General features: G+C 66.1%; 20 protein-coding genes. 9 read left to right on the forward strand and 11 right to left on the reverse strand.

The window, feature by feature from the left end:
- Positions 1 to 225 precede the first annotated feature (225 nt).
- Positions 226 to 1,260, forward strand: coding sequence for an L-threonine 3-dehydrogenase, zinc-binding type (gene tdh / locus SOM47_RS16880; protein WP_320506233.1), 1,035 nt, complete (start codon positions 226 to 228; stop codon positions 1,258 to 1,260).
- Positions 1,261 to 1,456: 196 nt separating this feature from the next.
- Here tdh and SOM47_RS16885 read toward each other — a convergent pair whose 3' ends face one another.
- A complete protein-coding gene (locus tag SOM47_RS16885) occupies positions 1,457 to 2,149 on the reverse strand; it encodes a TorF family putative porin (protein ID WP_042615138.1) in 693 nt (230 codons plus the stop codon).
- Positions 2,150 to 2,346: 197 nt separating this feature from the next.
- Here SOM47_RS16885 and kbl point away from each other — a divergent pair, with 197 nt between their 5' ends.
- Positions 2,347 to 3,549 (forward strand): glycine C-acetyltransferase, encoded by a 1,203-nt coding sequence (kbl, locus tag SOM47_RS16890; RefSeq protein ID WP_320506234.1) that lies wholly within the window; start codon positions 2,347 to 2,349, stop codon positions 3,547 to 3,549.
- A gap of 83 nt (positions 3,550 to 3,632) precedes the next feature.
- Here the strand turns inward: kbl and SOM47_RS16895 are convergent, their stop codons facing one another.
- From SOM47_RS16895 to SOM47_RS16910, 4 genes are all read right to left on the reverse strand, one after another.
- Entirely contained in the window at positions 3,633 to 3,890 is a 258-nt protein-coding gene (locus SOM47_RS16895; RefSeq protein ID WP_320506235.1) for a hypothetical protein, read from the reverse strand.
- A gap of 84 nt (positions 3,891 to 3,974) precedes the next feature.
- On the reverse strand, positions 3,975 to 4,784 hold the full coding sequence (locus tag SOM47_RS16900) for a pseudouridine synthase (protein WP_320506236.1): 810 nt from the start codon (positions 4,782 to 4,784) through the stop codon (positions 3,975 to 3,977).
- Positions 4,785 to 4,802: 18 nt separating this feature from the next.
- Positions 4,803 to 5,318 carry a hypothetical protein gene (locus tag SOM47_RS16905; protein WP_042615057.1) on the reverse strand — a complete coding sequence of 172 codons (516 nt, stop codon included), beginning with the start codon at positions 5,316 to 5,318 and terminating at the stop codon, positions 4,803 to 4,805.
- Between the two features lie 198 nt (positions 5,319 to 5,516).
- On the reverse strand, positions 5,517 to 6,608 hold the full coding sequence (locus tag SOM47_RS16910; protein ID WP_042615056.1) for an OmpA family protein: 1,092 nt from the start codon (positions 6,606 to 6,608) through the stop codon (positions 5,517 to 5,519).
- Positions 6,609 to 7,176: 568 nt separating this feature from the next.
- Between SOM47_RS16910 and yczE the strand changes: the two genes are divergently transcribed.
- From yczE to SOM47_RS16930, 4 genes are all read left to right on the forward strand, one after another.
- Positions 7,177 to 7,800 carry a membrane protein YczE gene (gene yczE / locus SOM47_RS16915; protein ID WP_320506237.1) on the forward strand — a complete coding sequence of 208 codons (624 nt, stop codon included), beginning with the start codon at positions 7,177 to 7,179 and terminating at the stop codon, positions 7,798 to 7,800.
- A 108-nt stretch (positions 7,801 to 7,908) separates the two neighbouring features.
- Complete coding sequence (locus SOM47_RS16920) at positions 7,909 to 9,939, forward strand: FAD-dependent oxidoreductase (protein ID WP_320506238.1); 2,031 nt, start codon at positions 7,909 to 7,911, stop codon at positions 9,937 to 9,939.
- A gap of 299 nt (positions 9,940 to 10,238) precedes the next feature.
- On the forward strand, positions 10,239 to 10,697 hold the full coding sequence (locus SOM47_RS16925; RefSeq protein ID WP_042615053.1) for a cell wall hydrolase: 459 nt from the start codon (positions 10,239 to 10,241) through the stop codon (positions 10,695 to 10,697).
- An 88-nt stretch (positions 10,698 to 10,785) separates the two neighbouring features.
- Positions 10,786 to 11,397 (forward strand): glutathione S-transferase N-terminal domain-containing protein, encoded by a 612-nt coding sequence (locus tag SOM47_RS16930; protein WP_320506239.1) that lies wholly within the window; start codon positions 10,786 to 10,788, stop codon positions 11,395 to 11,397.
- 82 nt (positions 11,398 to 11,479) lie between these two features.
- Here SOM47_RS16930 and SOM47_RS16935 read toward each other — a convergent pair whose 3' ends face one another.
- The 5 genes from SOM47_RS16935 to SOM47_RS16955 all read right to left on the reverse strand — a co-directional run bounded on the left by SOM47_RS16935 (position 11,480) and on the right by SOM47_RS16955 (position 17,492).
- Positions 11,480 to 12,532, reverse strand: a complete 1,053-nt coding sequence (locus tag SOM47_RS16935; protein WP_320506240.1) for a suppressor of fused domain protein — start codon at positions 12,530 to 12,532, stop codon at positions 11,480 to 11,482.
- A gap of 153 nt (positions 12,533 to 12,685) precedes the next feature.
- A complete protein-coding gene (locus tag SOM47_RS16940; protein ID WP_320506241.1) occupies positions 12,686 to 13,177 on the reverse strand; it encodes a hypothetical protein in 492 nt (163 codons plus the stop codon).
- A 195-nt stretch (positions 13,178 to 13,372) separates the two neighbouring features.
- Positions 13,373 to 15,253: a propionate--CoA ligase gene (gene prpE / locus SOM47_RS16945; RefSeq protein WP_042615050.1), complete on the reverse strand. Its 1,881-nt coding sequence runs from the start codon at positions 15,251 to 15,253 to the stop codon at positions 13,373 to 13,375.
- A gap of 633 nt (positions 15,254 to 15,886) precedes the next feature.
- Positions 15,887 to 16,873, reverse strand: a complete 987-nt coding sequence (locus tag SOM47_RS16950) for a malate dehydrogenase (protein WP_182657600.1) — start codon at positions 16,871 to 16,873, stop codon at positions 15,887 to 15,889.
- A gap of 124 nt (positions 16,874 to 16,997) precedes the next feature.
- Positions 16,998 to 17,492: a peptidylprolyl isomerase gene (locus tag SOM47_RS16955; protein WP_191771607.1), complete on the reverse strand. Its 495-nt coding sequence runs from the start codon at positions 17,490 to 17,492 to the stop codon at positions 16,998 to 17,000.
- A 571-nt stretch (positions 17,493 to 18,063) separates the two neighbouring features.
- Between SOM47_RS16955 and typA the strand changes: the two genes are divergently transcribed.
- From typA to SOM47_RS16970, 3 genes are read left to right on the forward strand one after another with little or no spacing between them, the layout of a single operon-like run.
- The gene (gene typA / locus SOM47_RS16960) at positions 18,064 to 19,911 is read left to right on the forward strand and encodes a translational GTPase TypA (RefSeq protein ID WP_042614231.1); all 1,848 of its coding nucleotides are present in this window, start codon (positions 18,064 to 18,066) and stop codon (positions 19,909 to 19,911) included.
- An 8-nt stretch (positions 19,912 to 19,919) separates the two neighbouring features.
- Positions 19,920 to 20,387 (forward strand): DUF2127 domain-containing protein, encoded by a 468-nt coding sequence (locus SOM47_RS16965; protein ID WP_042614204.1) that lies wholly within the window; start codon positions 19,920 to 19,922, stop codon positions 20,385 to 20,387.
- Between the two features lie 41 nt (positions 20,388 to 20,428).
- Complete coding sequence (locus tag SOM47_RS16970) at positions 20,429 to 22,036, forward strand: amidase (RefSeq protein WP_320506242.1); 1,608 nt, start codon at positions 20,429 to 20,431, stop codon at positions 22,034 to 22,036.
- Positions 22,037 to 22,117: 81 nt separating this feature from the next.
- On the opposite strand, the gene SOM47_RS16975 is transcribed toward SOM47_RS16970, so the two are convergent.
- The gene (locus SOM47_RS16975; protein WP_042614205.1) at positions 22,118 to 23,236 is read right to left on the reverse strand and encodes a mechanosensitive ion channel family protein; all 1,119 of its coding nucleotides are present in this window, start codon (positions 23,234 to 23,236) and stop codon (positions 22,118 to 22,120) included.
- Positions 23,237 to 23,347: the final 111 nt, after the last annotated feature.

Raw genomic sequence — 23,347 nt, forward strand, 5'->3', positions numbered from 1 at the left:
GTGCAGGACACGCCGCAAGTACGTCCCTGTAGGCTCGCTTTTCGCATCCATGCGAAAAGACGGTCCTGCACAGCCACCCCGCCCCGCCTTCGACAGGCTACCGGTGGCCTGGGTAGCGCCGGCCATGGTTGGCGGCTTTGCGCCGGCCGACCCGCGCTGCAACATGGCGCGGGCGCTGGCGGCTTTATAATCCGCGCCATCTTTCCCCCTGTGAGTTCCACCGAGATGGCACAAACGATGAAGGCGCTGGTCAAGCGCGAAGCCGCCAAGGGCATCTGGCTGGAAGAAGTGCCGGTGCCGGTGCCGGGCCCCAACGAGGTCCTGATCAAGCTGGAAAAGACCGCCATCTGCGGCACCGACCTGCACATCTACCTGTGGGACGAGTGGAGCCAGCGCACCATCACGCCCGGCCTGACCATCGGCCATGAGTTCGTCGGCCGCGTCGCCGCGCTCGGCAGTGCGGTCACCGGTTACGAAGTCGGCCAGCGCGTTTCGGCCGAAGGCCATATCGTCTGCGGCCATTGCCGCAACTGCCGTGGCGGCCGTCAGCACCTGTGCCCGAACACTGTCGGCATCGGCGTCAACGTGAACGGCGCCTTCGCCGAATACATGGTGATGCCGGCCACCAACCTGTGGCCGATCCCGGACCAGATCCCGTCCGAGTTGGCCGCCTTCTTCGATCCCTACGGCAACGCCGCGCACTGTGCGCTGGAGTTCAACGTGATCGGCGAGGACGTGCTGATCACCGGCGCCGGCCCGATCGGCATCATCGCCGCCGGCATCTGCAAGCACATCGGTGCGCGCAACGTGGTGGTCACCGACGTCAATGATTTCCGCCTGAAGCTGGCCGCCGACATGGGCGCCACGCGCGTGGTGAACGTGGCCAACCAGTCGCTGAAGGACGTGATGAAGGAACTGCACATGGAGGGCTTCGACGTGGGCCTGGAAATGAGCGGCAACCCGCGTGCGTTCAACGACATGCTGGACTGCATGTACCACGGCGGCAAGATCGCCATGCTCGGCATCATGCCCCGAGGCGCCGGCTGCGACTGGGACAAGATCATCTTCAAGGGCCTGACCGTGCAGGGCATCTACGGCCGCAAGATGTACGAGACCTGGTACAAGATGACCCAGCTGGTGTTGTCCGGCTTCCCGCTCGGCAAGGTGATGACCCACCAGCTGCCGATCGATGACTTCCAGAAGGGCTTTGACCTGATGGAACAAGGCAAGGCCGGCAAGGTGGTACTGAGCTGGAACTGATCGGGCGCGCGAAGCGCGTCCGATCAGTTCTCCCGCATGTTTCCTTATCCCCGCGCCTGTCGGCGCGCCCCCTTGAACAACAAGGGGGCTCTCCACCAGAGGGAACAAAGGGTCATGCGTGAAGAAGGCGCCTGCAAGGGCGCCTTTTTCGTTGTGCATGACGTGCGATGCAGCTGCGCCCGCAGGCGCAGTTCGCTTACTTCCCGACTGCCACGGTAAACACCACGCGGTTGTCGGCCAGGTAGCCGTTGTTGTCACGGCCGGCGCCATCGGTGCCGTGGAAGCCCAGGCCAAGGTTGAACAGGCCGAACTGGCGGCTGACGCCGATGTTGAAATCGGTGTAGTCCTTGCCGAAATCGGTCTCAAGCGAGGTGCGTCCGACGTTGGCCGCCAGGGTGAAATCCTGCGGCAGCGCCCACTCACCACCGACGGCGTAATACCAGCTCTTGGTATCCGAACCGGACAGGTCATTGGTGTAGGCCACGGTGAGCTTGTACTGCTCGGCGAAGGTTGTGCTGGTGATCAGCTCGTTGTAATTGAGCTCGCTGGCACCCGGGTAGGTGTAGCGGTTGAACAGCACGTCGAAGTTGACGTTGTCACTGACGTCGAAGCCGTAACCAATCAGGAAGTCCACTTCAGTGCTCGGGTCGCCCGGCCCGAAGTCGACGCCGGAGCCCCAGACGCCGGCATACAGGCCAACCGGGCTGGTGTAGGTGAAGCCGGCCTGCAGGGTCGGATCCTCGTCGGTCTGCGACACGCCACGGAAGACGTAATCGGACACGGCGGTGACATTCCAGCTGTAGGGCGACTCGACTTCCTGCGCGCTGGCGGCGAACGAGGCGAGGGACAGTGCGGCAGCAGCGGCAAGACAGCGGACGGCGTGCTTCATGGGCGTCTCCGGGGGGCGATGGCGGGGAGGAGGGACATGGGGCGGGGCGCGGACCGGCTGCGGGAATCCATCCGGTTCACGGTTTTTTAACCTGTTTGATATTGCAACGCAACACGTTCGTGCTCCCTGCCCTGCCGCCCTTCCGTGGCCGGGGCGGGTAAAATCGTCGTTTTCCCGTGTTGAGCCGTGCTGCCACCATGACCGAATCCTCGCCTGACCTGACCCGCCATTACGCCGAGGAACTGGACGCCATCCGCGCCCAGGGCCTGTTCAAGTCCGAGCGGATCATCACCAGCCCGCAGTCGGCGGAGATCACCCTGGAAGACGGGCGCACGGTGCTGAATTTCTGCGCCAACAACTACCTGGGCCTGGCCGACCACCCGGAACTGATCCAGGCCGCCAAGGATGCGCTGGACAGCCACGGCTTCGGCATGGCGTCGGTGCGCTTCATCTGCGGTACGCAGGACCTGCACAAGCAGCTGGAAGCGCAGATCGCCGGCTTCTTCGGCAAGCAGGACACCATCCTGTATGCGGCCTGCTTCGATGCCAATGGCGGCCTGTTCGAGCCGCTGCTGGGCGAGCAGGATGCGATCATTTCCGACAGCCTCAACCATGCCTCGATCATTGACGGCGTGCGCCTGTGCAAGGCCAAGCGCTTCCGCTATGCCAACTGTGACATGGCCGATCTGGAAGCCCAGCTGCAGGCCGCCGATGCAGCCGGTTGCCGGACCAAGCTGATCACCACCGACGGTGTGTTCTCGATGGACGGCTTCATCGCGCCGCTGGACCAGATCACCGCGCTGGCCCGGAAGTACGGCGCGCTCGTCCACATCGACGAATGCCATGCCACCGGCTTCCTCGGCAAGACCGGCCGCGGCTCGGCCGAAGTGAAGGGCGTGCTGGACAAGATCGACATCATCACCGGCACCCTCGGCAAGGCGATGGGGGGTGCACTGGGCGGATTCACCACGGCCAAGGCCGAAGTGATCGAACTGTTGCGCCAGCGCTCGCGCCCCTACCTTTTCTCCAACTCGCTGCCGCCGCACGTGGTGGCCGCCGGCATCAAGGCTTTCGAGATGCTGGCCGCCGCCGACGACCTGCGCGAAACGCTGGTGGCCAACACCACCTACTTCCGCGAGAAGATGGTCGCTGCCGGTTTCGACGTGAAGCCCGGCGTGCACCCGATCAGCCCGGTGATGCTGTACGACGCACCGCTGGCGCAGAAGTTCGCCGAGCGCCTGCTGGAAGAAGGCATCTACGCGATCGGCTTCTTCTTCCCGGTGGTGCCCAAGGGCCAGGCGCGCATCCGCACCCAGATCAGCGCAGCGCACACGCACGAGCACCTGGACCGCGCCATCGATGCCTTCACCCGCATCGGCCGCGAACTCGGGGTGATCTGACAAAAAGGGGACGGAGGGCATTAAGTCGTATCCAGCCTGTACCGGCTGGATACGACTTAATGCCCTCCGTCCCCTTTTTTGTGTCAGCGGCCCTTGGCCACGCGGATGCCGTTGGCTTTCATCCAGTCGTCGAATTCGTCGGCGGACATCTTCTTGTCGCCTTCGCTCATGTTGAAACGGTAGCTGCCGCGCCCGTCCAGCTCGGGGATGCGTACTTCGATGATGTCCTGCGGCGGCGGTGGCGGGGCCTTGGCCAGTTCTTTCTTGTGGCTGCATGCGGCCAGGGCCGCCAAAGGCAGCAGCAGCGTCAGGCGCAGCGGAGAGGTCAGGGAACGCAACACGGTGGGATACCTCTTTCAGTAAATGCAAAGCCGGGCCCCCCTTGCGCCCGGAGCGGGACCGACGCCAGGCGTCGGCCGCGGGTCTCAGCCCGGTCCTGCAGCGGCCTCCAGTTGCCGCCGATCTTCTGCCTGCAGCGTCCGCCACTGGCCCTTGGGCAGTTCGCCGAGCCGCAGCCCGCCGATGCCGATGCGAACCAGCCGCAGTACCTGCAGGTCGAACGCCGCGAGCAGGCGGCGGATATGCCGGTTGCGCCCTTCGTCCAGCGTCACTTCCAGCCACGCGGTCTTTTCGCCGGTACGCAGCAGATTCACCGCGCGCGCGGCCAGGAACTCCCCTTCGTCCTCGATGCCAGCGCAGAATGCGGCGAGCATCGATGCGCCCGGAATACCATCCACCTGCACGTGGTAGGTCTTGTCCGGGCCGGTGGCCGGGTCCATCAGCGCGGCCGCCCACTGCGGGTCATTGCTGAAGAGCAGCAGGCCTTCGCTGGCTTTGTCCAAGCGGCCGACCGGCGCCAACCATGGCAAGTCGGCCCCATCAAAACAGCGGTAGACCGTATCGCGGCCCTGTTCGTCCTGGACGGTGGTCACCAGGCCGCGCGGCTTGTTGAGCATCAGGTAGATGCGCGGCGCGGCATCCAGCGGCTGGCCGTCCACGCGCACCTGCTGGCGGCCGGCCTGGATCGGGAATTCGGGATCACGGACGGTGCGCCCATCCACGCTCACCCGGCCGGCGGCAATCCAGCGCGCGGCTTCAGTACGCGAACACAGGCCCGCCTTGGACAACACGCGTGCCAGTCCGTGGCGAACGCCCCCGCCTGCTGCAGGCGCTGCGCGCCCACCACCGGGGCGGGCACGAGCAGGCGGGCTGGCAGGCGGGCGCCGTGGCCGCATGTCCTGCCCAGCCCTCACTTACTTCTTGTCAGCCGGCTTGGTCTCGGCAGAGGCTTCCACCGGGGCAACCGGCGCGACGGCGGTGGCCGGCACCGGACGGGCCTTGACCACGCGAACGCCACGCGCCTTCATCCAGGCATCGAACTCTTCGGCGGTCATGCGCTTGCCGTTCTGGCTCATGTCAAAGCGCCATGGCGTGTTGTCGAACGCCGTCTGCGGCTTGTAGGCGGCCGGATCATTCGGACTCACCGCCGGTGCACTCGGCATGGCCTTGGCCACGTTCTGGCAGCCTTCGATGCGCAGGCGACGCAGCACGCTGTCCAGCGACTGGGCCTGTTCGTAATTGGTGGTCAACACGCCGGCGGGCATGCCCAGCCGGGAGTTGCGGGTAAACAGCTCGCTCGCCACCGGTGCGATCGCGGTGGCCGGCAACGGCAGCGGAGCGCTGCTGGCCGAGACCGAGCAGTCCACGGCAGCGTGGGCGGCGGGAACCAAGGCCAGGGCCAGGACGACGGCCGATGCAGTGCGCAGCATGAGGAGCATCCAGAAGTGGGTAGTGGCGCGAGTTTAACAGCGACACAACGGCTTTCAAGATCCTACATTCAATGAATACGGCAACTCATTGGTTTTTTTGTTTTTTTCGGATAAGCGGTACAAAACGACATCGCACAAACAACAAGACCCGGCCGAAGCCGGGTCCTGCTGTATGTCTTACCGGTGAAGCGTCAGAACTCAGTTCTGGACGTTCAGCTCGGTACGACGGTTCTTCGCACGGCCTTCCGGGTTGTCCGAACCATCAGCATTGGTGTTCGGAGCAATCGGGCGGCTCTCGCCGTAACCGACCGGACCCTGCAGGCGCGAAGCAGCAACGCCGTTGGAGGTCAGGTAGTTGTACACGGCGGTAGCACGACGCTCGGACAGCTTCTGGTTGTACTCGTCGGAACCCTTCGAGTCGGTGTGACCAGCAACTTCAACCTTCAGGTCCGGGTAACGGGTCAGGATCTGCGAGGCTTCGCTCAGGATCGCAACCGCGTCGGGACGCAGGTTGGCCTTGTCGAAGTCGAAGTTGACACCCTTCAGGTCGATCGAGACCGGCACCGGGCAACCGTCCGGACCGATGGTCTGGCCAGGCTGCGAATCCGGGCACTTGTCGTCGCAGTTGTTGACGCCGTCACCATCGTCGTCCAGGTCGGCGCAGCTCGGGGCAACCGGAGCCGGAGCCGGCACGGCAGCGACCGGAGCCGGTCCCAGCGGGATCACGACGCCGACCGAAGCCAGCACGTCGCCGAACCAGTCTTCGCTCGGAGCGGCAACGCTCTTGTCGTCGAAGTCAGCGCGGTAGGCCACTTCGGCACGCACGGCAACGCGCTTGTCGAAGGTGGTCTGCAGACCGGCGCCGAGCTTGGCGGCGAAGTTGCCGTCCTTGCGCTCACGCGGGCCATTGGCGTCGACAGCAGCGAACTCTTCTTCCGACTTCTGGTAGCCCAGGCCGAACAGCAGGTACGGGTTCCAGCCGCGGCCTTCCTGCACGAAGTGGCGACGCAGGTCCAGCGAGGCGCCGTACTGCGACCAGTTCAGGTCCTGGTTGGCGTCGAAGTTCGGGTTCTGGTAGTTCAGCTCACCGTCGAGCGACCAGTTCGGGCTGATGAACTTGCCCAGGCCCAGGCTGACGAACGGAGCATCGTTGGTGGTGCGGTCGCTGTCCTGGAAGTTGAAACCAGCCGAACCGGTCAGGTACCAGCGGTCGTCAAACTCCTGTGCCGAAGCAGCCTGGGCGAAAGCCAGACCACCCAGCAGCGCGGCGGTAAGGATCTTCTTGTTCATTGAGTACAGCTCCTATATCGGGGGTATGAAACCGGTAGAGGCATGGGCCAGCACTACGACAGCCGATTCAGCACGCCACCGCCGCGAACATTATGCTCAGGGGAGTGAAGGCCATGTTAACAGTCCCGTAACATGTGAAAAACGGGCGCCGGGCCTCCACCGGACCGGCGGTTGCACCCTATACAGGATCATGAAAAACCGCAACAGTCAGGCGTGGCAAGGGTTTTACCGGGCTTCAGTCTCGCGATGCCACATTTTGCTTCGCCGGAAAGTCAAGCGTTCATCCCACAGCCTGTGCGGTGAGGAACTTTCTGCGCCAAGCCAGTCTGAACCGCGGGGGCGCGCTGTTAGCGACGCTCATCCGGATTTACTGGCATACGCTTGCGTTGCCACGCGCAGTTTAGTGTGCAGGCGCGTAACGCACACCGCAGCAGATTCACTGGGTCGATCAAGGAATCACCACCGAGACTGCGCTCACCGCTGTATGGCGCCAATTGCAGCGTGCTGTACCTGTTCGCCGCCTCTCCTGCGACCTATCGTGGCGACAGACCCTACAGGCCCTGCCGCCATGCCCTCCTCCCTGCTGTTGCGCATCACCCAATTGGTTGTCGGCCTCTGCCTGTACGGCTTGGGGATTGCCCTGATGGTGCGTGCGGAAGTCGGCGTGGCGCCCTGGGATGTCCTGTCACAGGGCATCGCGGCGCATACGCCGCTGTCGTTCGGCCTGGCCACCAATGTCATCGGCGCAGGGGTGCTGCTGCTGTGGTGGCCGCTGCGTCAGAAGCCCGGCCTGGGCACCGTGCTCAACGTGCTTCTGATCGGTCCCGCTGCGCAGTTCGGGCTGTGGCTGCTGCCTGCGGTGGAAAGCCTGTGGCTGCGGCTGCCGCTGTTCGCTGCCGGACTGTTGCTGATCGCTGTAGCCACCGGCCTGTATATCGGCGCACGCTTGGGGCCCGGTCCGCGCGATGGACTGATGACCGGCCTGCATGCCCGCAGCGGCTGGCCGATCTGGCAGGTGCGCAGCCTGATAGAAGGCAGCGCGTTGCTGGCAGGCTGGCTGCTGGGCGGCAACGTGGGACTGGGCACGCTGGCCTTCGCGCTGCTGATCGGGCCACTGTGCGGCATGACGCTGGGCTGGTTCGGCATCGGCAGGCCCCCGGTCGCGGCGCAGGCGCCGGTTCCGCCAGGCTGACCCGGCCGCCATCGAACACCCCGCGCACAGGGGAGATGCCGCAGCGCGCCTTGCGACGGACGCGGATTCACGGCACGCTGGGCGCTTCCGTACGCAAGCGTATCCACGATGACGCCAGCCAGCGACAGCGCCTACCCCCACCTGTTCACTCCGCTCGACCTGGGCTTCACCCAGTTGCGCAACCGGATCCTGATGGGCTCCATGCACACCGGGCTGGAAGACCGCGCCCGCGATTTCCCGCGCCTGGCCGCCTACTTTGCCGAGCGCGCCGAAGGCGGTGTCGGGCTGATCGTCACCGGCGGCTTCGCGCCCAACGTGGTCGGCTGGCTCAAGCCGTTCGGCGGCAAGCTCAGCTGGCCATGGGAAGTCCGCCCGCATCGCCAGCTCACTGCGGCCGCCCACCAGCACGGCGCGAAGATCTGCCTGCAGTTGCTGCACGCGGGGCGTTATGCGTACCACCCGTTGTCGGTTGCGCCATCGAAGCTGAAGGCCCCGATCAATCCGTTCACCCCGCGCGCCCTGTCCAGCCGGGGCGTGGACCGGCACATCGCCGATTACGCGCGCAGCGCGCGGCTGGCCCGCGATGCGGGCTACGACGGCGTGGAAGTGATGGGCTCGGAGGGCTACCTGATCAACGAGTTCGTCGCCCCGCGCACCAACACCCGCACCGACCAATGGGGCGGCGATGCTGCGCAGCGCATGCGGTTCGCGGTGGAAATCGTGCGTCGCATCCGCGAAGCCTGCGGCCCGGACTTCATCATCATCTACCGGCTGTCACTGGTGGACCTGGTCAGCGATGGCAGCAACTGGCAGGAAATCGTCGCCCAGGCGCAGGCCATCGAAGCAGCCGGCGCAACGCTCATCAATACCGGCATCGGCTGGCACGAGGCGCGCATTCCGACCATCGCCACCTCGGTCCCGCGCGCGGCGTTCGCCGGCGTCACCGCCAAGCTGAAGCCCCACGTCGGCGTGCCGCTGGTGGCGACCAACCGGATCAACATGCCCGACGTGGCCGAGCGCATCCTGGCCAGCGGCGGCGCCGACATGGTGTCGCTGGCGCGCCCGTTGCTGGCCGATCCGCAGTGGGCCAACAAGGCACGCGCCGGCCGTCCCGAGCGCATCAACACCTGCATCGCCTGCAACCAGGCCTGCCTGGACCACGTGTTCGAGAACAAGCTGGCCAGCTGCCTGGTCAATCCGCGCGCGGCGCATGAAACCGAGCTGGTCTATCGACCCACCGCCTCGCCGCGGCGCATCGCGGTGGTCGGTGCAGGCCCGGCCGGCCTTGCCTGTGCGACCGTCGCTGCCGAGCGCGGCCACCACGTCACCCTGTTTGACGCCAACGATGAGATCGGCGGCCAGTTCAACGTTGCCAAGCGTATCCCGGGCAAGGAAGAGTTCCACGAAACCCTGCGTTACTTCCGCCACAAGCTGGAGGAAACCGGCGTGCAGCTGCGTCTGGGCACGCGGGTGTCTGCCGACGCGCTTGCCGGCTTCGACGAGGTGGTGCTGGCGACCGGCATCCTGCCGCGCAAGGTCGATTTCCCCGGTGCCGGACATGCCAAGGTGGTGGACTACCTGGACGTGCTGCTGGGCCGGGTCACGGTGGGTCCGCGTGCGGCGATCATCGGCGCCGGTGGTATCGGCTTCGATGTCGGCGAGTTCCTGAGCCATGCCGGCCCGTCACCGTCGCTGGACACGGCGAGCTGGATGGCCGAATGGGGCGTGGATCCGAGTTTCGAAGCGCGCGGCGCCCTTGCCCGTCCGGTCATCGTTCCTTCGCCAAGGAAGCTGTGGCTGCTGCAGCGCAGCGCCGGACGTCCGGGCGCGAAACTCGGCAAGACCACCGGCTGGATCCACCGCGCCACGCTGAAAGCCAAGGGCGTGACGCAGTTGGGTGGCGTGGAGTATCTGGGTGTGGACGATGCCGGTCTGCATATCCGCGTGGAGGGGGTGGAGCAGTTGCTGGACGTCGATCACGTGGTGATCTGCGCAGGGCAGGAATCCAACCGTTCCCTGCATGCGGAACTCGCTGCGGCTGGCATCTGTGCGCAGCTGATCGGCGGTGCCGACGTTGCTGCGGAACTCGATGCCAAGCGCGCGATTGACCAAGGCAGCCGCGTCGCCGCTGCCCTCTGAAAAAACTGAATAGGGGCAGCTGGATCGGCTTTCCGGCCCCGCCCCGAACCTGAATGTCAACTCGATTGATTCAGGATGCGTTGCGAAATACCCCCTTACCTTGCGCCAACTTTCCCGCTCACCACCCAGTTCCGGTGAGCAGGTGCGGTCCACCTGATCGATCGTCGATCACTTTTGGTGACCGCCCACGGGGTGACCCCGATGGTCGCCTCCCCATGACGCCAAGCCGTACCTCCGCCTCTGCCGGCCACACCGCCGACCGACCCGCCAGGTCCGGCCCATACGGAGCAAGGAGTTATATGAAACTGGCCTGGATTCTCTGGCTGTCGCAGTTGTTGCCGCAGCCGGCCGCTGATTCGTTGTGCCTGAGCACAACCGTTTACCTGGAAGCCCGCGACCAGACCGTGCGTGGCCAGCAGGCCGTCGCCGAGGTGGCCCTGCGACGCCGCGACAGCGGCCTGTGGGGTGACTCGATGTGCCAGGTGGTAACGGCGCGCAAGCAGTTCGCCCCGACCATCGTGGCGCCGGGCACCCAGCTGGCCAATGACGCCGCTTGGCGCGAAGCCATGACCGTTGCCTTCGATGCTGAACGCAACTGGGCCCTGCCGGTCAGCGAGCGCAAGGAAATCGTGCCCGGAGCCAGCCACTTCGCGGCGCTGTCCATTGCCAGCCCGAGCTGGCGCAACGCTTACCAGGTCGCGACCATCGGCGACCACACCTTCTACAAGGTGCAGAGCCTCAAGCCGCGGCAGTCGTAACGGACTGTTGTGCCTGTGCATGATTGCCGGGCGCTGCGGGCTCCGCGATAGTGTTGGTCTGTTGCCACCTATCCCGCGCGGAGTTCCCATGAAGCTGTACAGCAAGCCCGGTGCCTGTTCCACCGCCGACCACATCGCCCTGCAGTGGACCGGCCAGCCGTTCGAGGTTGAACTGCTGGATCGTGAAACCCTGAAGAGCCCGGCATTCCTGAAGATCAACCCGGTCGGTTCGGTGCCCGCGCTGGTCGACGGCGATTTCGTGCTGACCCAGAATGCGGCGATCATGGGCTATATCGCCGATACCCATCCGCAGGCAGGCCTGGCGGGCGATGGCAGCCCGCGCCAGCGTGCTGAAGCGGCCCGTTGGCTGTCCTTCGTCAATTCCGACCTGCACCCGGCGTTCGCGCCGCTGTTCGCGCCAGGCAAGTTCCTGGCTGATGAAGGGCAGAGGGCAGCACTGGCCGCAACCGCGCACAAGCGCCTGCGCGGCCTCTTCGAACAGGCCAACGCGCAGCTGGCCGACAAGCCGTGGCTGGCCGGATTCCGCAGCTTCGCCGATCCCTACTTCTATATCACCCTGCGCTGGGCCGCCGCGGCGAAGGTCGACCTGTCCGGCCTGGAGCATCTTGCCGCGTACAAGACGCGCATGGATGCCGATGCAGGCGTTCAGGCCGTACTGAAGGCGGAAGGCCTGGCCTGATCGGTGTCAGCATGGCGCGCGCGGGGTGACCGCCCCGCGTGTCCAGGTCCGCGAGCGGGGCTTTCGGGATGCTTCAGCGGCGTCAGCCGATGAAGCGTAGGGGTTTTCCTTCGCTGTCGCGAAGGCAGGAGCGGCGGATGTCGATCGACAGCATGTCGGAGATCCGCGCCACGCCGGCCACGGGCCTGAGCGCCTGCTGCAGGCGCCCGCACGTGCCCGGCGAGAGCACGCAGATCCGCTGCAGGTCATCGCCGTGCACGCGGTCCCGCTCGCCCGGTTCAAACATCCAGCGTTTCTGCGGTCCGACGATCTCCAGCGGCAGGCCAGCGCCCAGGCGAACCTCCAGCAGCTCCCGCAGGCGCTCGACCTGCCCCGCGCCGAGCACCAGGGTGGTGGCGCCGGGATCCCCTGCATCCTGCCATTCCAGCATCTCCACCAGCAGCAGACCGGTGGCGGCGCCCTGCGCCTGCGTCCCTGCGGCGATGCGGGCGGCCACGTCGGCATCGGACAGCGCGCAGGCCCGGTCAAGGTCGGTGATCCACAAGGACATGGTCGGTTCCAGCGCCTTCAACACTCCTCCGGTGGACCAGGCCAGGATCGCGCCCTGTTCGCCATCGGTCAGCCCCACCGCCTGCAGGAACTGCAGGCGCCCATTGGGGGTATCGCGCGCCGGCAACTGCGGGTCCTCGACGAAGGCGAGGTGGCGCAGCGCCGTGGTGTGACCGGCGGCGATCGGACCGTTGGCGTCCAGATGGTGCCCCGCCTCCAGCACGTTGCCGGTCTGGAACACGTAGCGTGCGAGATTCTGCAGCAGGCTCATCGGCCAGGTAGGCGGGCTGTCCGCCTCGGTGCTGCCTTCCGCAGCGGCCAGGCGGAAGGTCAGCTCGAAGCCGAAACCACTGACGTCGGCGTCGTCGCTTTCCTTGTCGAACAGCTCGGACAGACCATAGCTGACGTAATGCCAGTGGGGGCGACCCTGTCCACTCCAGTACACACTGACCCCATCCAGCGGATCCTTGCCGCCAAGCGTCCAAGGCAATGCCGTACCGAAGTGACGCGGCATCTGACCGGGATGGGCGGCGCACAGCGCCTGGCTGATGGCATCCCAGCCGGGGGTGCCGTTGTCATCGTTCATGATGGTGGCAGGCTCGGAAGGGGAGGCGATCTGCACAATGGAACCTGGACGATCCGGGGGGCTCACTTTAGCCCACCCGGGCGTCGGCACGTTGGCCGAAAGGTCTCAGTTCGATCCAACCTTACCCGCATGTGCATCCGCACCATTCACGCGCTAGCCGAGCACGGCGGGCTCGAGCTGTTGCCGCGTTTCCTCCAGCCAGCGGTTGGCCAGTGCGGTGCTGCGTGCCTTGCCGATGGCCGCGACCAGGTCCGGCAGCAGCTGTTCGAGTGCTGCCGCGTCGGTGCAACGCTCTATCTTCAACTGCATGAAATAGCCTTTCAGGCCGAGGTGGCGGCGCACCGATTCACTCATCAAGTCGTAGAGACGTCGGTACAGCTCCGGGTCCTGGCCGCGGCCTTCCGTCAGCGCCGGGGAGCGTGCCGGCGCGGCCGTCCCGCCGACGTTTTCAATCAGGCCCTGTGCCAGCAGTTGTTCCAGCGCGTCGGGCGGCGCACGCAGCCCCGGCAGCAACGCACGCAGTGCATCATCGTCGCGTTGGCCGTCAACCATCAAAAGGATCGATCGCAGCGCGGCAGGCAGCCGCCGTGCGCGATCATCGATTTCCTGACGGCCAGCGGCCGTCTTGGCGTGCAGCAGTGCCATGTGTGTTCCCCCCCCTGTCTGGACTCCCATTACCACCGGCTGCGGCAACCCCGCCTGTTTCCCCCAGGCGGGGTGCTGTGTGGCAGCGCGATGACAGGCCGAGCTTAGCGCAGTCGCCGCACCGGCGGAGCTGCAGTGCAGCACGTCCGCATGCGGGCGACCGGGGCCACCCCGGCACCGGCCCCACCGCACTGCTCAGCGTCCCAGCGCGCGCCGGATCTCATCAAGTGCCGCCGGATCATCCAGGGTCGACAGATCGCCCGGATCGCGCTGCTCGGCCAACGCCTGCAGCGAACGCCGCAACAGCTTGCCGGAGCGGGTTTTCGGCAACGCATTGACCACGTGGATGTGCGCCGGCCGGGCGACCGCCCCCAGCGAGGCGGTCACCGCCGCCATCATTTCCGCCACCACCGGGGCCGGGTCTTCGCCGTTGAGGCCCTGCTTGAGGGTCACGAACACCAGCGGCACCTGCCCCTTCAGTTCGTCCTTGACCCCGATCACCGCTGCTTCGGCCACCCGCGGATGACCGGAAATGGCCTCTTCGATCTCGCGCGTGCCCAACCGATGCCCGGCCACGTTGATCACATCGTCGGTGCGGCCGAGGATGAACGTGTAGCCATCCTCATCGCGGATGGCCCAGTCCAGCGAGCTGTAGAGCAGTTCCTTGAAGTGGCTGAAGTAGCTCTGCAGGAAGCGCGCATCGTCGTTCCATACGGTGCTCATGCAGCCCGGCGGCAGCGGCGGGGTCATCACCAGCACGCCCTTCTGCCCGGGCGCGACCTCCCCCCCGGTGTTCTCATCGATCACCTTCATCCGGTAACCCAGGTTGGGGAAGCCGGGAGAGCCGAAGCGCACCGGTTTCATGTCCAGTCCCGGTAGCAGGGTGAGTGCCGGCCAACCGGTTTCGGTCTGCCAGTAGTTGTCGATGATCGGCTTGCCCAGCGCTTCGTTGGCCCAGTGTGCGGTGGGCTCGTCCAGCGGTTCACCGGCCAGGAAGATGTACTTCAGCGCCTTCAGGTCATGCCGGCGGATGAAGTCGACATCGTGCTTTTTCAGCACGCGGATCGCGGTCGGCGAAGAGAACAGGGTGCGCACGTTGTACTGCTCGCACAGCGCCCACCAGATGCCCGGATCCGGGTGGGTCGGCAGGCCTTCGTACAACAGCGACGTGCAGCCGCCGATCAGCGGCCCATACACGTTGTAGGAGTGCCCCACCGCCCAGCCGACATCGGAGGTGGAGAACATCACCTGGCCCGGCTGGCAATCGAACACGGTCTGCATCGACTGGGCCATCGCCACCGCATAGCCACCGACATCGCGCTGCACGCCTTTCGGCTTGCCGGTGGTGCCAGAGGTATACAGCAGGTAGCTCGGCTCGCTGGATTCCAGCCACTGGACGGGCACATCGACTTCGCCGACTTCGGCACGCAGGGTGGCGTAGTCCAGATCGCGCCCGGCCTGGCGCGGTTCAGCCGGGTCCAGCCCGCGCGACACGATCAGTACGTGCGGCGGTGGATTCTGCGCCTCGGCGCAGGCCGCATCGACCATGCCCTTGTAGGGGATGAGCTTGCCACCGCGCATGCCGGCGTCGGCGGCGATCAACAGCTTCGGCTGCGCGTCATCGATGCGCAGGGCCAGGTTGTGGGCTGCAAAGCCGCCGAACACCACTGAGTGCACGGCGCCGATCCGGGCGCAGGCCAGCATGGCGAACACCGCCTCGGCCATGTTCGGCATGTAGATGACCACGCGATCCCCGTGACCAACCTCCAGCCGCTTCAGCACGGCGGCGAAGTCGTTCACTTCGCGGTACAACTGGCGGTAGGTGATTTCGCGCGTGGTACCGGTTTCGGTGGACACCGCCACCAGCGCGAGCTGGTCGGGGCGTTCGGCCAGGTGACGGTCGACGGCGTTGTAGCAGAGGTTGGTTTCCCCGCCGACGTACCACCGCCGGAATGGCGGATTGCTGTAGTCCAGCACCTGCTGTGGCTTCTTGTGCCAATAGATGCGATTGGCTTCTTCGCCCCAGAACTCCTCCGGCTCGTCGATCGAACGGCGGTAGGTTTCTTCGTAGTCCATGACACAGCCCTCCCAGACAAAGTCATGGCATCGAGCATAGAGCGCCAGCAGCGGCGCGAACGCCCCGACCTTGGTCGTAGGTCAACGTCAACGTCAACGTCAAAAGCCCTGCAGGGCTGTGGGTTGGGCGGGGCGGGGTGGGCTCGCGGGGGACGGCAACAACCGCATCCTGCGAGCCTCGTTTCGCGCCATCCATGGCGCTCAACGCCCCCGCGAACCCACCCCGCCCCACCTTCGACAGGTCCATGGGGGCCATGGGACATGCGGGTATCGGTAGCGCCGACCCATGGTCGGCGGAATGTTCCCGCCAACGGCCCGCTGCGCTCGCCGAGCATGGCTCGGCGCTACAGGCCACGTTGGCGCGTCGGGTGGAGGGAGCCCCTGAGTCAGGGGCGGCCGCGAAGCGGCGGGGTGTGGGTGTTGGTGAGGAGGGGCCCACGGTTTGCCCAGCAAAGCGTGGGAGCGGCAGCGCGAATGCGATGACGTGTCCCCGTCACCGCCCGGCCCCCCCCCCCCCAGCTGCAGCTCCAGAGCCCGCCGCGAGGGGGTCTCACACGTTCGCCACCCCACCACCAGGCGAAAAAAAACGCCAGGACTAGCCCGGCGTTTCTTCGAACCAACTGAAACGGTGAATCAGCCCAGCAGGTGCGCTACGGCCGCACGCTCGTCTTCCAGCTCCGCCAGGGTCTTGTCGATGTACTTCTGGCTGAACTCGTCGATCGGCAGGTCCTTGACCAGGGTGTACTCGCCATTCTCGGTGGTGACCGGGAAGCCGAAGATCACGCCTTCCGGAATGCCGTAGGAACCGTCGGACGGCACGCCCATGGTCAGCCACTTGCCGTTGCTGCCCAGCACCCAGTCACGGACATGGTCGATGGCGGCGTTGGCAGCCGACGCGGCCGAGGACGAACCGCGGGCTTCGATGATCGCCGCGCCGCGCTTGCCCACGGTCGGGATGAAGGTGCCGGCATTCCAGTCCTGGTCGTTGATGGCCTCGGCGATGGACGCGCCATCAGCGGTGGCGAAGCGGTAATCCGGGTACATGGTCGGGCTGTGGTTGCCCCACACGACCAGCTTTTCCATTCCGGCGACCGGCTTGCCCAGCTTGGTCGACAGCTGGCTCAGCGCGCGGTTGTGGTCCAGGCGCAGCATGGCGGTGAAGTTGCGCGGGTTCAGGTCCGGCGCCGATTTCATCGCGATGTAGGCATTGGTGTTGGCCGGATTGCCGACCACCAGCACCTTGACGTCACGCTTGGCGACCTTGTTCAGCGCGGCGCCCTGGGCGGTGAAGATCTCTGCGTTGGCCTGCAGCAGATCGGCGCGCTCCATGCCCGGGCCGCGCGGACGGGCGCCGACCAGCAGGGCCACGTCGACGTCCTTGAAGGCCACTTCGGCGTTGTCGGTACCGACGATGCCGGCCAGCAGCGGGAAGGCGCAGTCTTCCAGTTCCATGATCACGCCCTTCAGCGCGGCCTGGGCCTTTTCCATCGGCAGCTCAAGCAGCTGCAGGATGACCGGCTGGTCCTTGCCGAGCATTTCGCCGGAGGCGATGCGGAACAGCAGGGCATAGCCGATCTGGCCGGCAGCGCCGGTCACGGCAACACGAACGGGTGCTTTCATGGGGATTTCCTCTGCTAAGAAGCTAAGTAGCGATGTGGGAGACGGCCGCGCGGGCGGAGACAGGCTTGGCGGGGCGGCCGGAACATGAAAACGGCCCCCTTCACAGGGGGCCGTCGGGAGCGAATCAGGCGTTGGGAATCAGCTTGTTCCATTCCGCCACGCGCTCGGCCTGGGCGGCCAGCACAGCGTCGGTGTCGCCTTCCAGGGTGATCGAATGGATCACGTCGCCCTGCTTGACCGAATCCACGATGGCCTGGCCTTCCAGGACCTGGCCGAACACGGTGTGCTTGCCGTCCAGCCAATCGGTCTTGATGTGGGTGATGAAGAACTGGCTGCCATTGGTGTTCGGGCCGGCGTTGGCCATCGACAGCGAACCCACCTGGTGCTTCACACCATTCTTTTCGTCTTCGAACTTGTAACCCGGGCCGCCGGTGCCCTGGCCCTTGGGGCAGCCGCCCTGGATCATGAAGTCCGGAATCACGCGGTGGAACACCAGGCCGTCGTAGAACTTGTGCTGGACGAGGTTCACGAAGTTGGCCACGGTCAGCGGTGCCTTGTCGGCGAACAGCTCGACCTTGATCGGGCCCTGGGTGGTGTCGAAAGTGGCGATCAGGGACATGCGGATCCTCAGGAATTCGGGTTGGAAAGGTCTAGCTCCCTAGTTTACACCCGTGATGTTCAGGGCGCGGGTACGACGATCGTTGAAGCTTCTGCAGCGGTTCTGTCTCGTGCGGCGGCGGCGGGGTATCCGCTGCGGGACCCGCCGCAAGTACGTCCTTGTAGGCTTGTTTACGCCCATCCATGGGCTCCAACAGTCCCGCAGCGGACACCCCGCCGCCTCTGGACAGATGGCCGCTGCGGTGGGGGAAGGAAGAGCAGAAGCAGAAGCACGGGCCGTCCAGCGTGGCTGGGGGCTGCCGCCGGGCACGTGGTCTGTGCAGGCGAGGGCGGGACAGGTTGCCCGGGACCGTTAGAGCCGCAGGGATGCGGCGACGAGCCTACAGGGACGTATTTACGGCGTGTCCCGGGCAGCCTGTCCCGCCCTCGCCCGCCCCCGTCAGAGAGGCGCTGCGCTTCCACCTGAATGGGCATCCGACCACGCCTGAAACAAGGTTTTCGCGAAACGGCCAGATCGCGGTATGATGATGGACTTCTTTTTCCAAATCCGGCGCCGACTGGCCCCCTTTCGCATGTCCATCGAAAATCTTCGCAACATCGCCATCGTCGCGCACGTCGACCATGGTAAGACCACCCTGGTCGATCAGCTGCTGAAGCAGTCCGGCACCCTGTCCGAGCGCACCGTCCTCGCCGAGCGCGTGATGGACAGCAACGATCAGGAAAAGGAACGCGGCATCACCATCCTGGCCAAGAACACGGCCATCACCTGGGAAGACAAGAAGACCGGTATCAAGAACCGGATCAACATCGTCGACACCCCCGGACACGCCGACTTCGGCGGCGAAGTGGAGCGCGTGCTGTCGATGGTCGACACCGTGCTGATCCTCGTCGATGCGATGGACGGCCCGATGCCGCAGACCCGCTTCGTGACCCAGAAAGCCTTCGCGATGGGCTTCAAGCCGATCGTGGTGGTCAACAAGGTCGACCGTCCGGGCTCGCGTCCGGACTGGGTGATCGACCAGGTCTTCGACCTGTTCGACAAGCTCGGCGCCACCAATGAGCAGCTCGATTTCCCGATCGTCTACGCTTCGGCCCTGAACGGCTATGCGGGCCTGGAAGACAGCGTGCGCGACGGCGACATGACCCCGCTGTACGAAGCCATCATGCAGCACGCGCCGAAGCCGGAAGTGGATCCGGACGGCCCGTTCCAGATGCGCATCAGCCAGCTGGACTACAACAACTTCGTGGGCGTGATCGGCATCGGCCGCATCCAGCGCGGCACCCTGAAGAAGAACATGCAGGTCGCGGTGATCGACCGTGAAGGCAAGAAGCGCAACGGCAAGGTTGCCCAGGTGCTGGGCTTCCTGGGCCTGGAGCGCATCGAGCAGGACACCGCCGAAGCCGGCGATATCGTCGCCATCTCCGGCATCGCCGAGCTGACCATCTCCGACACCCTGTGCCATCCGGATACCCCGGAAGCGCTGCCGGCGCTGACCGTCGATGAACCGACGATCTCGATGACCTTCCAGGTCAACAATTCGCCGTTCGCCGGCAACAAGGACCTGTCCGGTGGCAAGTTCCTGACCAGCCGCCAGATCAAGGACCGCCTGGACCGCGAACAGGTCCACAACGTGGCCCTGAAGGTGGAGCAGCTGGAAGACGCGGACAAGTTCCTGGTCTCCGGCCGTGGCGAGCTGCACCTGTCGGTGCTGATCGAGAACATGCGTCGCGAAGGCTACGAGCTGGCCGTGTCGCGCCCGGAAGTGATCATCAAGCAGATCGACGGCCAGGCCATGGAGCCGATCGAACAGCTGGTGGTGGACATCGAAGAACAGCACCAGGGCGGCGTCATGGAAAAGCTGGGCACCCGCAAGGGCCAGCTGAAGAACATGGAGCCGGACGGCAAGGGCCGCGTGCGCCTGGAGTACCAGATCCCGGCGCGTGGCCTGATCGGCTTCCAGAACGAGTTCAAGACCCTGACCCAGGGCTCGGGCCTGCTGTTCCACGTCTTCGACCATTACGGTCCGAAGGAACAGGGCAGCATCGCCAAGCGCCAGAACGGCGTGATGATCGCCAATGCGCCGGGCGCCACCCCCGCCTACTCGCTCGGACCGCTGCAGGAACGCGGCAAGCTGTTCGCTGCTGAAGGCGACAACGTGTACGAAGGCCAGCTGATCGGTATCCATTCCAAGGACAACGACCTGACCGTCAACGCGATCAAGACCAAGCCGCTGACCAACATGCGCGCTTCCGGCAAGGACGATGCGATCCAGCTGACCCCGGCGATCAAGTACTCGCTGGAGCAGGCCCTGGACTTCATCGAAGACGACGAGCTGGTCGAGATCACGCCGAAGGAAATCCGCCTGCGCAAGAAGGGGCTGACCGAAAGCGATCGCAAGAAGGCCTCGCGCGGCGGCTGAGCCGACCCGTGAGCCAGACCGCTTACAACCCGGATCCGAAACGGCATCCGGGGCTGCATGTCATCGCCTTGCTCGAAACGGGCAAGGCGGTGCTTGCACTGCTGGCGGCGACCGGGCTGGAACTGCTCGGTCCGCAGCCATTGCGCGATGGAATCAGTGCCCTGATCCGGCGTTTCAGCCTGGATCCGGATCATGGCGCCCTACCCTCGCTGCTCAACATGATCAGTCCCGATGCAGTGCATCTGGCGGCGGCGGCGATGCTCGCCTACGCGGTGCTGCACCTGGTGGAAGCCTGGGGCCTGTGGCGCGCCAAGGCCTGGGCGTCGTGGCTGGGCTGCGTGTCAGCCGGCATCTACCTGCCCTTCGATGTGTACGCTATTGCCCGCCATCCCGGCTGGGCCTCCTGGACCGTGCTGGTGATCAACCTGCTGGTGGTCTACGTGCTCGCACGCGACATCCTAAAGCGCAAACCCTGACGACCCCGCGATACACTGGGCCGGTGACCAAGCCGCCCCTCATGCGCATCGTCCCGAAGCTGCACCCCTGTTTCCGCCTGTCCAGCGTGCTCGCCGCGCTGCTGTTGGCGTGCCCGGGCGGCCTGTCGGCGGCGCCACCACGCGCGCCCACGGCGCATCCTGCTGCGGCAGCCGCGGCGCCTTTCGCCTATGCCGAAGCCGAAGTCGCCGACCTGCAGGCACGCATGCTGGCCGGGGAGCTGACCAGCCGCACCCTCACCCGTGCCTATCTGGAGCGGATCGCCGCGCTGGACCGTGCGGGGCCGCGCCTGCGCGCGGTCATCGAGCTCAACCCGGATGCGCTGAAGGACGCCGCCCAACGCGACCAGGAGCGCCGCAGCGGCCGCCTGCGCGGCCCCCTCCATGGCATCCCGGTGCTGCTCAAGGACAACATCAACGCCGCGCCCATGAGCACCACGGCCGGTTCGCTGGCATTGGCCGGTTTACGGCCGGACGATGCCTTCCTGGTGAGGCGCCTGCGCGAAGCCGGCGCGGTGATCCTCGGCAAAGCCAACCTGAGTGAATGGGCCAACTATCGCGGCGAGGACTCCACCTCCGGCTGGAGCGCGCGCGGCGGCCAGACCCGCAACCCGTATCGACCCGGCTACAGCCCCTGCGGCTCCAGCAGTGGCAGCGCGGTGGCGGTGTCGGCGAACCTGGCCGCGGTCTCGATCGGCACCGAAACCGATGGCAGCATCGTCTGCCCGGCCGCCGTCAACGGGGTGGTCGGCCTGAAGCCTACCGTGGGCCTGGTCAGCCGGGATGGCATCATCCCGATCTCCTTCAGCCAGGATACGCCCGGCCCGATCACCCGCACGGTGGCGGACGCCGCCGCGGTGCTGACTGCCATCGCCGGACGCGATGACGCCGACCCGGCCACGGCGACGATGCCGGGACGAGCGGTGTACGACTACACCGCGCGGCTGAACCCCGATGGCCTGCGCGGTGCGCGGATCGGTGTGCTGGACAGCCCACTGACCCAGCGCCCCGGCATCGACACGCTGATGCAGCACGCCCTGGACGAACTGCGCCGGGCCGGCGCCACCGTGGTGAGGGTGCCGGCGCTGGACGAACGCCAGTGGGCCGACGCCGAGCAGACCATGCTGCGTTTCGAGTTCAAGGCCGGCCTGGAACGTTACCTGCGTCGCTGGAAAGCGCCTCTGCGCACGCTGCCGCAGGTCATCGCCTTCAATACGGAACACGCCGCCCAGGAACTGCCGCTGTTCGGCCAGGAACTGCTGGAAGCGTCGGCGCAGGCCGGCACGCTGGGCGATGCAGGCTACATCCAGGCGCGCACCCAAGCGCGCCGGATGGCCGGTGAGCAGGGCATCGATGCCTTGCTGCGCGCACACCAGCTGGACGCGCTGGTAGCGCCGACCACCGGTACCGCATGGCCGATCGCCCGCAGCGGCGGCGATGCCTTTCCCGGCGGCAGTTACAGCGCCGCCGCCGTTGCCGGCTATCCCAGCCTGAGCGTGCCGATGGGCCATGTGGATGGCCTGCCGGTGGGGCTGCTGTTCATGGGCACCGCCTGGACCGAACCGCGCCTGATCGAGCTGGGCTACGCCTACGAACAACGGACCATGGCCCGCCGACCGCCGCCGTTGTAGCCGCTACAGGTCGGCTGGATCGTCGACATGCCGCCGAGCATGGCTCGGCGCTACCGGGCTGACGCCGCCGTCGTGGCGCGGCTAACCGACTGCGGGCTCGCCATCTTCCGCACCGGGGGAACGGACATCGGCATCGGGCGCCGCCGCCACGCGGTGACGCGGCATGTCGGCCCCCTCTTCCATCTGCGCGCGCAGCCGCGGCAGCGCCTGCGGGTGTTCCCGCGCGAGGAAATCCAGCATGCGTTCACGCACCAGGCAGCGCAGATCGAAGGCGTCGCCGGAGTTGCGCGCACTGACCAGCAGGCGCACCTGCACGGTGTGTTCGGTGGTCTCGGTGACCTGGGTGACGCAGACCCGGCCATCCCATAGCGGGGCGTCCTTGCAGATGCGCTCCAGTTCTGCCCGTATCGCGGGAATCGGCGCACGGTAGTCCAGCCACAGGAACGCGGTTCCCAGCAGATCGGCGCTGCGCCGGGTCCAGTTCTGGAAGGGATTTTCGATGAACCAGGTCAGCGGCACCACCATCCGTCGTTCGTCCCAGATGCGGACCACGACGTAACTGCTGCCGATCTCCTCGATCCGCCCCCACTCCCCTTCCACGATGACCACGTCATCCAGCCGGATCGGCTGGGTCACCGCGATCTGCATGCCGGCGATCAGGTTGCCGAACACCGGCTTGGCGGCAATACCGGCAACCAGGCCGATGAGGCCTGCCGAAGCCAGCAGCGCCGAGCCGATCTTGGCCACCATCTCGAACTGCAGCAGCACCAGCGAGGCACCCAGGATGATGATGCCGCCCATCAGCACGCGGCTGAGGACGCGGGTCTGGGTCTGGATGCGACGGGCTTCGAGGTTGTCGGCCACTTCGATGGGGTGGTTGCGCAGGATGGCTTTTTCACCGGCAGCGACCGCGCGCACCAGCAGCCAGATGAAGCAGGCGGTCAAGCCGATGTGTGCGACGCGCTGTGCCTGTTCCAGCCAGCCACCGCGCAGGGGCGTGGCTTCCAGCGCGGGAACCATCAGGAACAGCGGGAAGGCCAGCGCCAGCGGCGGACCCAGCATCCGGCCGATACGTGCACGCCGCCGGTCCCTGCCGGCCAGGCGACGATACAGCGCCAGGATGACCCACGCCCCCAGCGCACCGACCGCCAGTGCGATGCCCAGCGGTACCACGTAAGCCTGCACCTGTTGCCACTGCATCACCCTTGCACCTCCACGACCACGCGAGAGGATCAGCGTGTCGCAAAGGCCATGATCGCGGTGTCAGCCGTTCGTAAACAGCGGGTCAGAGTCTGGGGTCAGAGTCGCGAC

The sequence above is a fragment of the Stenotrophomonas sp. CFBP8980 genome, from assembly GCF_034046095.1.
GTDB classification, from domain to species: Bacteria; Pseudomonadota; Gammaproteobacteria; order Xanthomonadales; family Xanthomonadaceae; genus Stenotrophomonas; species Stenotrophomonas lacuserhaii.